Below are 13,921 nucleotides of genomic sequence, written 5' to 3' on the forward strand. Positions count from 1 at the left end.
TGCCACTTTCGAGATCGCCATGTCGCACTACCCAGGCGTCGACGCCGACGGTTTTATCCAGTGCCTGCCCGAGCAGCCGTTGCAGCCCCTATTCGCCCCCTTGGTGGAAGAGCTGTGCGCCCTGCTCTCGCGGCGTTTTCCCGCCCTGCTCGACGGCCTGTACCTGTACGGCAGCGTGGCCCGTGGCGATGCGCGGCCGGGCACGTCCGACCTGGACGTGACCCTGGTGCTGGCCTGGGCGCCGAGCGCCGAAGAGGCGCAGCGCCTGGAGGCCACCCGCCTGGAACTGCAGGCGCGGCACCCGCAGGTGTCGAAGATCGACTTCGACATCGGCGTGCTCAGCGAGGTGCTGGCGCCGGGCAATCTCTACCGCTGGGGCTTCTGGCTCAAGCATCAGTGCCGCTGCATCTGGGGCAACGACCTGGGGCTGCGCTTTGCGCCCTTCCGCCCGAGCCGCGCCATTGCCCTGGCGGTGAACGGCGACTTCCCCGAGGTGCTGGAAGGCTACGCGCAGCACCTGGAACAGGCCGCCAGCGCCACCGAGCAGCAGCGCCTGCAACGGGCCGCCGCGCGCAAAGCGCTACGCTCGGCCAACCTGCTACGCGGCGAACAGGAACGCGGCTGGCCGAGCACCCTGCACGAGCACGCGCAACTGCTGAGCGCGGCCGAGCCGGGCCTGAGCGGCTACGCGGCGTTTTTCCTGCAGCAGGCCTATGCGCCCCAGGGGCCGGTGGCGGATTTCGTGCAGCGGCTGCGGGCCTACAGCGCCTTGCTGGCGGGGGAAGTGCGGGCCCAACCCTGACCGTGCAGGGTGCGGGTGTCGCGGCGAGGAACCTGGTTCCGACCCGATGATGGCATTTTGATTACCTTCGACTAGGGTCACAGGAGCAGCCCGCGCCGCGCTCGTGCGCTCCGTCCGGTTGCCGTGCCACGCCCTTCGTAGCCGGTCATGGAGACCTTCGATATGCGTATCGCCCTTCTATTGAGCCTCGCCCTCTTGTCAGCCTGTTCCACCACGCAACACAGCGCGATCAATCTGCAAACCACCCGCAACCTCGACCAGCAATTGCTGGCAAAAGCCCGGATCTCCCCACAGTCGGCCAAGGCCCCAGACTGTGAGGCTGCGCCTGCCGAAGGCGTCGAGGACGGTTACTTCAAAGTCCGCAAGCGCTGGCAGTTGCTCAATAAATGCCTGTACGGCGACTCGGGCCCGCGCAAGCTGGTGGTGCTGCTCGACGGCACCGAAAACACCAAGGAGGACAACACCAATATCTGGCGCCTGTATAACCAGGCGCTCGAACAGGCCAAGAACGGCGCCAGGGTGATTCCCTATTACGACAAGGGCGTGGCCACCAGCATCACCACGCCCTTCGGCGCGCTGTTCGGCAGCGGCGTCAGCCTGAATATCCGCCAGGCCTACCGCTTCCTGGTCGAGGCCTACCGCCCCGGCGACGAGATCTACCTCTTCGGTTTCAGCCGCGGCGCCTTTACCGCGCGTTCCTTGAACGGCTTTATCGAAATCGCCGGCCTGCCCAGCAACCTGAAGCCCGATGCCTGGGACAACAGCACGCTGTGGGGCTGGACCGGGCACATGCACGATGTGGTGGAGGACATGTACGACCTCTACAAGGTGCGCAACGATGGCGTGCCGGGGTTCGACGATACGCTGCGCAGAAATCTGGCGGCCTACCGGCAGGCGAACGGCATCAGCATCTATGGCGACCCTCCTGGCAAGGCCGAGGACAAAGTCGTGGTCAAGGTCATCGGGGTCTTCGACACCGTGCCGGCGGTGGGCTCCAGCCTGAAGGAAGAGCCCGACGAACACCGTCTGGAGCTGTACGCCGAGCGCGGTTACCACGCCATGTCGCTGGACGAGCAGCGGGCCTCGTTCCGCCTGCTGCGCTTCGGCCTGCCGCAATCGAAATCGCAGGTGCTGGAGGAAGTGTGGTTCGCCGGCGTCCATGCCGATGTGGGGGGCGGTTACCTCAACGAGCCGGACCTGGCCCAATGCGGCCAAAGCCCGTATGCCAAGGGCGGCCAGGGGCTGGAAACCATCCCGTTGCGCTGGATGCTGAAAAACCTCGAGGGAGACGGCATCTTCGCCAACAGCACCCACTGGCCGACCGAGTGCATCGGCGGGCCGTTGCACGATGAGTTCCACGATGCCAAGTACGTGGTCAGCTCCGCCTACCGGGAAGCCGGGCTGATCCGCCGCAAACCGGTGGAGCACGACAAGGTGCATGCCAGCGTATTCCAGCGCATGGACATTCCCCGGCTGGCGGCGCCTCACCAGCAGCGCGAACCCGATAAGCGCTACGACCCGATCAACCTCGGCTACGCCCGGCGCGACCGCTGCCGGAAGGACGATCTGGCGCGCAACTACACCATCGTCGGCCGCTACGAACCTCACTGCGCGCCCGCCAGCAACAGCCGGGGCGAGGCCGTACAGAGTGATGCGGTGAATCTCGAGAAGCGCCAGTAGCGCCACTGCGCGGGGCCGGTCCGGGACTCGGGCCGGCCCCCCGTTAACAACGCAGAAGCCGGGCTGCCGGGGACGGCCTTATCGCGGGCAAGCCTCGCTCCTACGGGGTGAGGCTGGCCTTTTGGGCGAGCCGAGCCCGGCCATCAACAGCGCCAGCGCCATCAGTGCCGCGGCCAGGGCGAAGGTCAGGTGCAGGCCGCGGGCGATGGCCTCGGCGCTGGCCGTGCCCGGGTCGCCGGCGAGCGCGGCGAACACCGCGCCCATCAGCGACGCGCCGCTCATCAGGCCGAGGTTGCGCGACAGGTTGAGCACGCCCGAGACCAGCCCGCGCTGCTGCGGCCCGACCTCGCTCATCACCGCGGTGTTGTTGGCCGCCTGGAACGTCGCATAACCCAGGGTGGTGACGACCAGCGCGCCCAGGTAACCGCCAACGCCCAGGCCGGAGGGCAATACCGCCAGCAGCAGGCAGCCCAGCAGCAGGCCGCCGAGGCCGGCGAGGACCATCGGCCGCGCACCAAAGCGATCGGCGAGGCGCCCGGCAGGCACTCCACACAGCGCGGACACACAGGGCCCGAGCGCCATCGCCAGGCCCACTTGCAGCGCCGACAGGCCCAGGCCATGGGCCAGATAAAAGGGCCCGACCACAAAGGTGCTCATGATCACCGTCGACACCAGCGCACTCATGACCAGGCTGGCGCTCAAGGCCGCCTGGCGGAACAGCCCCAGGCACACCAGCGGCGCGGCCACCCGCCCTTCCACCCAGACGAACAGCCCGCCCGCCAGCACCGCCGCCACCAACAGGGCGCCGTTGAGCAGGCCGAAATGGCCGCGCCCCAGGGTCATGGCCAGGCCGTAGGCCAGCAGGGCCAGCGCCAGCAGCACGGTGCCCGGCAGATCGAAGGCGCCGCGCAACGCCGCCCGCGCCGGGCGCTCGGCCGGCAGGTAGCGATAGCCCAGCGCCCAGGCCAGGCCGCCCAGCGGCACGCAGACCAGGAACAGCGCCGGCCAGCCGAACCCGGCGAGCAACAGCCCGCCCAGCGACGGACCGAGGGCGGTGCCGACCGCCGACAGGCTGCCCAGCAGCCCCATGGCCCGGCCAGTGCGCGCCTGGCTCACGGTCTCGCCGACCAGGGCCAGGGTCAGCGCCATCATGATCGCCGCCCCCACGCCCTGCAGGGCCCGCGCGGCAATCAGCGCGCCCAGGGTCGGCGCGGCCGCGCACAGCGCCGAGGCCAGGGTGAACAACAGCAGCCCCGCCAGCAGTACGCGCCGGCGCCCGATCAGGTCGCCCAGCCGGCCGACGCTGACAATCAGCGCGGTAATCGTCAGCAGGTAGGCCAGGACCACCCACTGCACCTGCTGGAAGCTCGCGCCGAACGCCAGCACCAGGGTCGGCAACCCGACGTTGGCAATGCTGGTGCCCAGCGACGCCAGCAGCATCGACAGCGCCAGGCTGGCCAGGGCCCGACCCGCCGCAACCGGAGGCGGGGAGCTGGTTCGGGGGGCCTGGGCATTGACGGTGTTCATCGCGGACTTCCTCGCTGATCGGCGCAAAACGCTGTTGTGGGCAATCTAGCCCGCGCCCTAACATGGCGGAAGGCGCAGCCGTTGCAGGTTATTCATGCACGTGACGCCATCTCACAGACACCCACTCCGAGGCCGTCGCCATGTCCAGCCCCGATCTCAACCTGCTGCTGACCCTCGACGCGCTGCTGGCCGAAGGCAGCGTGGCCCGCGCAGCCCAGCGCCTGCGGCTGAGCCCCTCGGCCATGAGCCGGGCCCTGGCGCGCCTGCGCGACACCACCGGCGATCCGCTGCTGGTGCGCGCCGGACGCGGCCTGGTGCCCACCCCCCGCGCCCTGGAATTGCGCGAGCGGGTCGGCCATCTGGTACGGGAGGCCGAGGCCATGCTGCGTCCCGCCGCCGGGGTCGACCTGCGGCGCCTGGTGCGCACCTTCACCCTGCGTGGCAGCGACGGGTTCGTGGAAAACTTCGGCCCGGCCCTGGTCGAGCACCTGCGCGCCGAGGCGCCGGGGGTGCGCCTGCATTTCCGGCAGAAAACCAGCAAGGACAGCGCGCCCCTGCGCGACGGCACGATCGACCTCGACACCGGCGTGGTGGACGCCGGCACCAGCCCGGAAATCCACACCCGCGCGCTGTTCCGCGATCGGTTCATCGGCGTGGTGCGCCACGGCCATCCCCTGAGCAACGGCCCGATCAGCCCGGCCCGTTACGCCGCCGGCCGGCATGTGCTGGTCTCGCGCCAGGGCCTCGACCGCGGGCTGGTGGACGAGGCGTTGCAGGCACTGGGCCTGCAACGGGAGATCGCCAGCATCGTCGACGGCTTCTGCGCCGCCCTGGCCCTGGTGAGCGTCTCGGACCTGATCAGCGCCGTCCCGGAACGCTACACGCGCAACCTGCGCGGCCACCTGTACAGCTTCGCGCTGCCCGTGACCACGCCGGAAATCACCGTGTCGATGCTCTGGCACCCACGGACCAACAGTGACCCGGCACACAAGTGGCTGCGCGACTGTGTGCGCCAGGTGTGTGCGCAATGACCTCGCTGACCGCCGTGCCGCTCAGCCTGGTGGAATTGCTGCGCGCCAGCGAGAACGTCGATCCCCTGCGCCAGGCCATCGCCCTGAAGCGGTCGAGCTTCGACCGTTATGGCAGCACCTTCCAGCCCGTTTTCCAGGGCGCCGGGACCCTGGTCCTGAGCCGGGCGGATGTGTTCGCCGCGTTCCGCCAGGCGCCGGTGCTGGGCGCCCTGACCGCGATAGCCTGGGGATTTCCCCGCGGTGGCCTGCCAGGCGGCAGGTCCCTGCGCCATGCCCTGGATGCCCTGCCGCTGATCCTGGAGCGGATCGGCCCGGGCGCGGTCCTCGATGCCGAGACCTTCCAGGCGATCAACTCGCACCACTACGTGAAGAACGGCATCACCACCAAGCTGCTGCACTTCAGCGGCATCCTTACCCGGGAAGGCCACAGGGCGCAGATCTACGACTCCAGGATCCACAAGTACCTGACCCTGGCCAGGCCAGTGGAATATGCGCCGCTGATAACCACGCTGAAAAAGTCCGAGGCCATGCCTACGCCGGCCCAGTACCTGGAGTACCTGCGGCTTACCGAGCAGGTGGCGCGCGAGGCCGGGCACGACGATCCGTCCCGGGCGGAGATGTTCATGTTCAGCAACGCCCCCGGAACGCGCCGGGCGCGGCACCGGGTCATGCCTTAAAAGCCAGGCGCCCGCCTCACGCCGGGGGCATCACCCCGGGCAGCACTTCGGCCAGCGGCACCAGCGCCGGCTGCTGGCGCAGCGCGCGCAGGCTGGCGCGCAGTTCGGCCGGGCGCACCGGCTTGGAGAGGATGGCGATATTGCGGTCGTGCAACGCGGCTTGGATCTTCTCCACCTCGTGGCCGGTGAGGATCAGCGCCGGCACCGCCCAGCCGCGCTGCTCGCGCAGCTGGTCGATGCACTCGATGCCGGTGGCGTGGTTACCCAGGTCGTAGTCGGCGACGATGATGTCGCAGTCGCTGACCAGGTCGCGGGCCGTCAGCTCGGCCTGGACCACGCAGCCCCAGCGCTCCAGCAAGGCCGAGGTGGCCAGCAGCACGTTGCGGTCGTCCTCCACCAGGCAGACCTTCAAGCCGGTCAGCAGCCCCGCCTGGCGCGCTTCGTCGCGCGGCACCGGCAGCTGCGCGGCGTATTTGAAGCAGTTGGACAGCACATTCTGGACCATGGTCGCCAGCAGCGCCGGGTCGACCCGGACCCAGTGCGAACAGGGCCGCAGGCGCAACTCCACCCCGGCCCAGCGCGCGGCCTCGGCGTTTTCGCGCACCTGCTCGGCGAGGAATTGCCCCAGGTCCAGGGACTGGAAACTGGGTTGCACCCGGCCGTTGTCCAGGGTGTAGAGGTCGAGAATCGAACGGAACAGTTGCGAGACGTTGAGCAGCGAGCGGTCGATGTTGTCCACCAGGCGCCGCTCCTCCTCGCCCAGCGGCGATTCGCGCAGGCAGGCGGTGAACAGGCCGATGGAGTGGATCGGCTGGCGCAGGTCGTGGCTGGCCTGGGCGAGGAACCGCGACTTTTCCAGGTTGGCGGCAATCGCCTCTTCCGAGGCCTTGCGCGTGCGCTCGAGCAACAGGTGGGCGTAGACCGGGATCACCGTGCTGGTGATCAGCAGCATCAGCACCATGAAGGGGTGCGCCTGCCAGGCCGGCGTCAGGCGATAGACGATCACCAGCGCCAGCAACGCCAGCACGGTGGCGATCGCCAGGTAGCGCGAACCGAAGCGCATGCCGTTGCCCAGGTTGACCCACACCATCACCGCGTACAGCGGCAACGCCGCATCCCCGCCGACCACCAGGCCGAACGAGGTGCCGGTGTAGTCGTGGACCATGCCCAGGACGCGCCGCGCCGGATAATGCCCGGGCCAGCGCACGATGGCCTGGCGCAGGACGACCGACAGCAGCAGGAACAGGCCGATGTAGATCACGATCGGCAGGTAGGTGGCGACCTGCTGTCCGGGCAAGAAGCCTAGCGCGCCGACATAGACCAGCGCGCAGCTGGCCACGATGATGCGCAGGTTGGCTTGGTCGAGCTCGGAGTTTTTCTCGAACTTCATGGGGAACATCCTTGTGCGTCAGTCGTCATACCCGGCACGAATCGCAAGGCAGTTGCCGGGCTCGCTGCTAAAGTAGCCTGCCTCAAGGAAAGCTCGACCCAAGGAGGCTCACCCTATGCCATGCCGGATCATCATAGCCGACGATCACCCGCTGTTTCGCGAAGGCATGTTGCGCACCGTACAACGCCTGCTGCCGGACGCGCAGATCGAGCAGGCCGGCGACCTGGACGCGGTACTCGCCCTGATCCGCAGCGGTGACGAGCCGGACACGCTGATTCTCGACCTGCGTTTTCCAGGCCTGACCTGCATCAGCCAGCTGGCCGCGCTGCGCCAGCAACTGCCGCGCACCACCCTGATCGTGGTGTCGATGGTCGACGACCAGGCCCTGATCGGCGAGGTGATGGCCGCCGGCGTCGACGGTTTCATCGGCAAGAACATCGCCCCGCAAGAGATCGGCCAGGCGGTGCAGGCCATTCGCGAAGGCGAAGTGCTGGTCAAGTTCGCGCCTTCGGGCCTGCTGCCCCTGGGAAGCGCCGGCGCCCGCACGCTCACCGCGCGCCAGCAGGAAGTGCTGCGCCTGATCGCCCAGGGCAAGACCAACAAGGAAATCGCCCGCGAACTGGGCATTTCGCCCTTCACCGTGCGCATCCACGTGACGGCGTTGTTGCGCGTGCTCGACGTGCCTTCCCGGGCCGCCGCGGCGGTGAAGTATTCGAGCGGGTTGTAGGCGCCCGCCCGGCGGCAACAGACGGAGCGACACCCGAGCGGGCGCACAAAGGCCTGGCGTGGAAATCTGTAGGGAGAGAAACCCGGCTCGCACGCGCTTCAGGCCGGCTGGCCGAAGGGTACGCTGGGGAAGAAAAATGGCAGGGGCGGCTGGATTCGAACCAACGCATGGCAGGATCAAAACCTGCTGCCTTACCGCTTGGCGACGCCCCTGTGATGCGATGTTGCTCGCCTTGACTGCAGGTCCTGGGAGGACCTCGGCGAGAACGGGCGCAAATTTAGCAACTTTTCTCGCGCCTGGGAAGCAATTTATTCACAAATCTGTTGTGAAAACAGCCACTTACTTTTTTACCCTCGGCGCAGCGGGCCCACGGCCGGCACAACGCCGGGATTCGTCGCCGGCGCAAAGCTTTAGCGGCGCCCGCGCCGCAACTTGGTGCAAAATACCCCGTTCAGGTTGTAGCCCAACCCCTGTCGCGTCATGCCGCGCAACGAGAACCGATATGAACACCCAATTGCAGACCCGTGCCGTGCCCACGCCGCCCCAGCGCCAGCGTGATGGCCGCCCTTACCCTCTCTCCCATCAGTCGGCGGTAACCGCATGATCGAAGTCACCGAGGTTTCCATTGCCCAACTGCGGGCCGCGCTCGAATCCGGCCAGACCACCGCGGTCGAACTGGTCCAGGCTTACCTGGCCCGGATCGACGCCTACGACGGCCCCGATACTCCCACCGCGCTCAATGCCGTCGTCGTGCGCAACCCCGAGGCGCTCGCCGAGGCCCGGGCCAGCGATGCCCGCCGCGCCCGGGGGGAAACCCTGGGGCCGCTGGACGGCATTCCCTACACCGCCAAGGACAGCTACCTGGTCAAGGGCCTGACCGCCGCCTCCGGCAGCCCGGCCTTTGCCCACCTGGTCGCCCATCGCGACGCCTTCACCATCGAACGGCTGCGCGCGGCCGGCGCCATCTGCCTGGGCAAGACCAACATGCCGCCCATGGCCAACGGCGGCATGCAACGCGGAGTCTACGGCCGCGCGGAAAGCCCCTATAACGCCGACTACCTGACCGCGCCCTTCGCCTCGGGCTCGTCGAACGGCGCGGGCACGGCCACCGCCGCCAGCTTCGCTGCCTTCGGCCTGGCGGAAGAAACCTGGTCCAGCGGTCGCGGCCCGGCCTCGAACAACGGGCTGTGCGCCTACACGCCGTCGCGCGGGGTGATTTCGGTCCGCGGCAACTGGCCGCTGACCCCGACCATGGACGTGGTGGTGCCCTACGCCCGGACCATGGCCGACCTGCTGGAAGTGCTCGACGTCGTCGTCGCTGAAGACCCGGACACCCGCGGCGACCTGTGGCGCCTGCAACCCTGGGTGCCGATCCCCAGCGTGGCCAGCGTACGCCCCGCGTCCTACCCGGCCCTGGCGGCCCCGGCCACGGCCCTGGCCGGCAAGCGTTTCGGCGTGCCGCGCATGTACATCAACGCCGACCCCGAGGCCGGCACCAGCGAAGCGCCGGGCATCGGCGGCCCGACCGGGCAGCGCATCCATACCCGGCCGTCGGTGATCGACCTGTGGCAACAGGCCCGCCAGGCACTCGAAGCGGCGGGCGCCGAGGTGCTGGAAGTGGACTTCCCGCTGGTCTCCAATTGCGAAGGCGATCGCCCTGGCGCGCCGACGGTGTTCAACCGCGGCCTGGTGTCCAAGGAGTTCCTGCACCATGAACTGTGGGACCTGACGGCCTGGGCGTTCGACGACTTCCTGCAGGCCAACGGCGACCCGCAGCTCAATCGCCTGGTCGACGTCGACGGCCCGCTGATCTTCCCCCACGACCCGGGCACCCTGCCCAACCGCGAGGGCGACCTGGCCGCGGGCATGGACGAATACGTGAAGATGGCCGAGCGCGGCATCACCCCCTGGGACCGGATCGAGACCCTGCCCGACGGCCTGCGCGGCCTGGAGAAAACCCGCAAGCTCGACCTAGAAGACTGGATGGACCGGCTCGGGCTGGACGCGGTGCTCTTCCCCACCGTGGCCGACGTCGGCCCGGCCAACGCCGATGTCGACCCGGCAGCCGCGGACATCGCCTGGAGCAACGGCGTGTGGGTCGCCAACGGCAACCTCGCGATCCGCCACCTGGGCGTGCCCACGGTCACCGTGCCGATGGGCGTGATGCCGGACATCGGCATGCCCGTCGGGCTGACGTTCGCCGGCCGCGCCTACGACGACTCGACGCTGTTGCGCCTGGCCGCGGCGTTCGAATCGACCGGCAGCAAGCGCCTGGTCCCACCGCGCACGCCGGCCTTGAACCCAGGCCGATAACGCCGTCAGGGCAAGAAAAAAGGGGATGGGCGCCAGCGCCCATCCCCTTTTGTTTGAGCTGCCATTTGTTTGAGCTGCGATTGCTCAGCGGCGCGCACAGCGGCTGGGCATAGGGCCGGGCTCAGGCCAGCAGTTCGGCGATCCAGCGGGCCTGCCGGGCCACTTCCTGCCGCGTCGCCTCGGGCACCGCCTGCCGCGCCCGGTCGAACTGGGCCAGGGTCTTGTGTTTCTGGCGCAGCCGGCGCTGCCACTTGAGCAGGAACGCCGGGCTGCGCGCCTGCAGCTGCAGCGGGCCGAAGTACAGCTCCTCGGCGCTGTAGCTCACAGGGCCCGTGGGCTCGGCGACGATGATTTCGTAGTCGAAGCGGTTCTCGTGCAGCACTTCCTCGGCAACGATGCGGTAGCCGTGGTCCATCAGCCATTGGCGCAGCGGCTGCTCGCCGCCGTTGGGCTGCAGGATCAGGCGCTCCTGGCCGCTCAGGCGGGCCTGGCCGCGGTCGAGGATGTCGCGGATGGTCTCGCCGCCCATGCCGCAGAGGCTGATCGCGGTGATCCCGTCCGCCGGCTCGATGGCCGCCAGGCCGTTGGCCAGGCGCACGCTGATCCGCTGTTCCAGGCCGCTGTCGCGCACGCTGCGCAAGGCGGCGTGGAATGGCGTGGGCGCCACTTCGCCGGCCACCGCCGCGTCGATGACGCCACGGCGCAGCAGCGCCACCGGCAGGTAGCCGTGGTCCGAGCCGATGTCGGCCAGCCGCGCACCCGCCGGCACCTGCGCCGCCACGCGCTCCAGGCGCATGGACAATGTCTGTTGGTTCAACTGCCGCCCCTTCTCGCTACGAACGTCCGGCACCTGTGGCCGGCTCGGGGCGCGATTCTGTCGGGCAATGCAGGACATTTCAAATCTATGCGCGCGGCGCCACGGACGGACCGATCGGCGGAGCCGCCCGGGCGCCAGCGCGAGCGACCCGGCGCCCCCCAAAGGAGGTGCCGGGTCGTTTGCCGGGCGTCGATCAGAACGGCTTGGTGGGCAGGTATTTGCCGTCCAGGGTGATCACCGCGCGCGAACCGCCTTCCGGGTCGTCGACTTTCTTCACGTCCAGCTTGAAGTTGATGGCGCTGATGATGCCGTCGCCGAATTTCTCGTGGACCAGCGCCTTCAGCGTGGTGCCGTAGACCTGCAGCATCTCGTAGAAGCGGTAGATGGTCGGGTCGGTGGGGATGCCGCCCGGGATGCTGCCGCGCAGCGGCACGGTCTGCAGCAGGGCCACGCCGTCGGCGTCGAGGCCGAGCTTGTCGCCCACCACCTGGGCGGCGCTGGCCGGCAGCGGGTGCTGGCCGAGCAGGGCCGCGGTGACGAAGGCTTCGGACAGGCCGGTGCCGTCGGTGATCTGGGCGAACGACAGGTCCTTGCGGGCCTTGGCCAGGAGGATGACTTCGCTCAGGGCGAGACGGGCGTTCTGGCTGATTTGCGACTGGATCATGGGGTGTCTCCGTGGGATGAAAAAAGGGTTCAGACCGCGTGTCGAAGCGGCGGGCAGATGCCCCGCACGCCGGGGTTGTCCGCCAGGGACACGAACCTGCCGGTGCCGCCATCGAAGGCCTCGATAGCGCCGCTCTCGATGTCGTAGACCCAGCCGTGCAGCGTCACCCGCCCTTCTTCGAGGGCCAGGCGCACCGAGGGATGGGTCTGGAGATTGGCCAGCTGGGCGATCACGTTTTCGCGGACCATGGCCTCGACCTTGGCCTGCGGGTGGGCGTGTTGACGGGCCTCGTTCACCACCCGCGCAGAATCGGCGTAGCGCAGCCAGCCGGCCACGGCGGGCATGTGGTCCAGGCATTTGCAGGTGGCGATGGCGGTCATCGCGCCGCAGTCGGAATGCCCGCAGATCACGATGTCCGCGACCTGCAAGGCGGCGACGGCGTACTCCACCGAGGCCGACACGCCGCCCGGCTCGGGGCCGTAGGACGGCACGATATTGCCGGCGTTGCGGATGACGAACAGCTCGCCCGGCTCGCGCTGGGTCACCAGTTCCGGCACCAGGCGGCTGTCGGAGCAGGAAATGAACAGCGCCCGCGGGCTCTGCCGGGTGGCCAGGTCCTTGAACAGGCCGGCCCGTTCGGGAAAGGCGTGCCGCTGGAATTTGAGGAAACCGTCGATGATGTCTTGCATGGGGACTCCTTGAGTCGTCGCGCTGCGATGAAGTAAAGGCTACGCAGCGCACGACATAAGGTAAAAGTCTCATTTATGATGCGCCCCATCAGATAATCTTATGAGAGCACCCATGCTTGCCCGACCTATCCACTACTTCCTGGCGGTGGCGGAACATCACAGCTTCACCCGCGCGGCGGCGGCCCTGCATGTCTCGCAGCCGGCGCTGTCGCAGCAGGTCCGGCAACTGGAGGAAAGCCTCGGCGTGCAGTTGTTCGACCGCTCGGGGCGCAGCACGCGCCTGACCGACGCCGGCGAGGTCTACCTGCGCCATGCGCGCCGCGCCGCGCAGGAGCTGCAGGCCGGTCAGCGCGCCCTGCACGATGTCAGCGACCTGAGCCGCGGCTCGCTGCGGGTGGCGGTGACTCCGACCTTCACCACCTACCTGGTCGGGCCCTTGGTCGAGGCTTTCCATGGGCGTTATCCGCACATCACCCTGAACCTGCGGGAAATGGCCCAGGAATCCATGGAGGAAGGCTTGCTGGCCGACGAGCTGGACCTGGGCATCGCCTTCGAGCAAGTGCAGGCCCGGGACATCGACAGCCGCCCGCTGCTGGTCGAGACCCTGGCCCTGGTGGTCGGCAGCGCGCACCCGCTGGCCGGGCAGCGCAGCGTGGGACTGGCCGCCTTGAACGACGAGGCGCTGGTGCTGCTCAGCGGCGAGTTCGCCACCCGCGAGCAGATCGACCGCTACTGCCGCCAGCACGATATTCGCCCGCGGGTGCAGATGGAGGCCAACGCCATCGGCGCGGTGATCGAGGTGGTGCGCCGGACCGGGCTGTCGACCCTGCTGCCGGCGACCCTCGCGCGGACGCACCCGGACCTGCGCGCGATCGAACTGCCGCAGCGGCTGCAACGCACCGCCGTGCTCATGCAGCGCCAGGGCGCCTACCAGAGCGCGGCCGCGCGCGCCTTTAGCGAAACCGCCGTCCAGGTCGCCGGGCAGCTGCAAACACCCTAGGACCTGCCGACCCGGATCAGAGGGTCATCAGCATTTCGTGCCAGGCCATGCCGCCGTGTTCCGAGGGCGAAGGTCGCACGTAGCGATAGCCCATGCGCTCGTACAGCGGCACATGCTGCGCCTTGCACATCAGGTGGATGCTGCGCTTGCCCAGGGCGCGCATGCGCGCGACGAATTCGTCCATCAAGCGCCGGGCATGGCCCTGGCCTTGCCGGGCCGGGTCGACCACCACCGACATGATCACCACGTTCGGCGCGTCCGCCGCGTGGCCCACCAGTTCCTTGAACGCCTCGTCGGCCATCACCACCTCGAAAGCACAGCCGCTGTTGATGAAGCCGACGATCTCGCCAGCCTGCTCCAGCACCAGGAAGCCCTGCGGATACTGGGCGATGCGCGTGGAGATTTTCTCCAGGGTGGCCGCTTCGTCGCCCTCGTAGGCCGTGGATTCAATCTGGAAGCAGCGGGCGGCGTCGGACAATACGGCGTTACGAAAGCCAAGGGCGGACATTGAATTCTGATCCTGAAAAGCCATGGAAGGCCGCAGTCTAGAGAAAACCCGGCCTGGGGGGTACGACCCTGCAGGCTGGCCGCCCGGCTCGCCTGC

General features: G+C 68.5%; 13 protein-coding genes and 1 tRNA gene. 7 read left to right on the plus strand and 7 right to left on the minus strand.

Annotated features, from left to right (window positions below):
• Positions 1–19: 19 nt before the first annotated feature.
• The gene (locus TO66_RS21200) at positions 20–802 is read left to right on the plus strand and encodes a nucleotidyltransferase domain-containing protein (RefSeq protein ID WP_044464109.1); all 783 of its coding nucleotides are present in this window, start codon (positions 20–22) and stop codon (positions 800–802) included.
• Positions 803–964: 162 nt separating this feature from the next.
• Complete coding sequence (locus tag TO66_RS21205) at positions 965–2,482, plus strand: DUF2235 domain-containing protein (RefSeq protein ID WP_044464110.1); 1,518 nt, start codon at positions 965–967, stop codon at positions 2,480–2,482.
• A gap of 78 nt (positions 2,483–2,560) precedes the next feature.
• Here the strand turns inward: TO66_RS21205 and TO66_RS21210 are convergent, their stop codons facing one another.
• A complete protein-coding gene (locus TO66_RS21210) occupies positions 2,561–4,009 on the minus strand; it encodes an MFS transporter (protein ID WP_044464111.1) in 1,449 nt (482 codons plus the stop codon).
• Between the two features lie 140 nt (positions 4,010–4,149).
• Here TO66_RS21210 and TO66_RS21215 point away from each other — a divergent pair, with 140 nt between their 5' ends.
• Positions 4,150–5,040 carry a LysR family transcriptional regulator gene (locus tag TO66_RS21215; RefSeq protein ID WP_044464112.1) on the plus strand — a complete coding sequence of 297 codons (891 nt, stop codon included), beginning with the start codon at positions 4,150–4,152 and terminating at the stop codon, positions 5,038–5,040.
• A complete protein-coding gene (locus TO66_RS21220; protein ID WP_044464113.1) occupies positions 5,037–5,717 on the plus strand; it encodes a hypothetical protein in 681 nt (226 codons plus the stop codon). The genes TO66_RS21215 and TO66_RS21220 overlap by 4 nt, the downstream gene beginning before the upstream one ends.
• 16 nt (positions 5,718–5,733) lie before the next feature.
• Here TO66_RS21220 and TO66_RS21225 read toward each other — a convergent pair whose 3' ends face one another.
• Positions 5,734–7,107 (minus strand): hybrid sensor histidine kinase/response regulator, encoded by a 1,374-nt coding sequence (locus TO66_RS21225; protein WP_044464114.1) that lies wholly within the window; start codon positions 7,105–7,107, stop codon positions 5,734–5,736.
• Positions 7,108–7,222: 115 nt separating this feature from the next.
• Between TO66_RS21225 and TO66_RS21230 the strand changes: the two genes are divergently transcribed.
• Positions 7,223–7,834, plus strand: a complete 612-nt coding sequence (locus TO66_RS21230) for a response regulator transcription factor (RefSeq protein ID WP_044464115.1) — start codon at positions 7,223–7,225, stop codon at positions 7,832–7,834.
• A gap of 137 nt (positions 7,835–7,971) precedes the next feature.
• Here TO66_RS21230 and TO66_RS21235 read toward each other — a convergent pair.
• Positions 7,972–8,046 (minus strand) — tRNA-Gln (locus TO66_RS21235).
• Positions 8,047–8,434: 388 nt separating this feature from the next.
• Between TO66_RS21235 and TO66_RS21240 the strand changes: the two genes are divergently transcribed.
• A complete protein-coding gene (locus TO66_RS21240) occupies positions 8,435–10,147 on the plus strand; it encodes an amidase (RefSeq protein WP_044464116.1) in 1,713 nt (570 codons plus the stop codon).
• Positions 10,148–10,268: 121 nt separating this feature from the next.
• Here the strand turns inward: TO66_RS21240 and TO66_RS21245 are convergent, their stop codons facing one another.
• From TO66_RS21245 to TO66_RS21255, 3 genes are all read right to left on the minus strand, one after another.
• Complete coding sequence (locus tag TO66_RS21245) at positions 10,269–10,964, minus strand: tRNA (adenine(22)-N(1))-methyltransferase TrmK (protein WP_044464117.1); 696 nt, start codon at positions 10,962–10,964, stop codon at positions 10,269–10,271.
• A 193-nt stretch (positions 10,965–11,157) separates the two neighbouring features.
• The gene (gene cynS, locus TO66_RS21250; protein WP_044464118.1) at positions 11,158–11,628 is read right to left on the minus strand and encodes a cyanase; all 471 of its coding nucleotides are present in this window, start codon (positions 11,626–11,628) and stop codon (positions 11,158–11,160) included.
• Between the two features lie 29 nt (positions 11,629–11,657).
• Complete coding sequence (locus tag TO66_RS21255) at positions 11,658–12,317, minus strand: carbonic anhydrase (protein WP_044464119.1); 660 nt, start codon at positions 12,315–12,317, stop codon at positions 11,658–11,660.
• A gap of 112 nt (positions 12,318–12,429) precedes the next feature.
• Here TO66_RS21255 and cynR point away from each other — a divergent pair, with 112 nt between their 5' ends.
• Positions 12,430–13,317: a transcriptional regulator CynR gene (cynR, locus tag TO66_RS21260; RefSeq protein ID WP_044464120.1), complete on the plus strand. Its 888-nt coding sequence runs from the start codon at positions 12,430–12,432 to the stop codon at positions 13,315–13,317.
• A gap of 16 nt (positions 13,318–13,333) precedes the next feature.
• On the opposite strand, the gene TO66_RS21265 is transcribed toward cynR, so the two are convergent.
• Positions 13,334–13,825, minus strand: coding sequence for a GNAT family N-acetyltransferase (locus TO66_RS21265; RefSeq protein WP_044464121.1), 492 nt, complete (start codon positions 13,823–13,825; stop codon positions 13,334–13,336).
• Positions 13,826–13,921 lie beyond the last annotated feature (96 nt).

The sequence above is a fragment of the Pseudomonas sp. MRSN 12121 genome (assembly GCF_000931465.1).
Taxonomy (GTDB): Bacteria; Pseudomonadota; Gammaproteobacteria; order Pseudomonadales; family Pseudomonadaceae; genus Aquipseudomonas.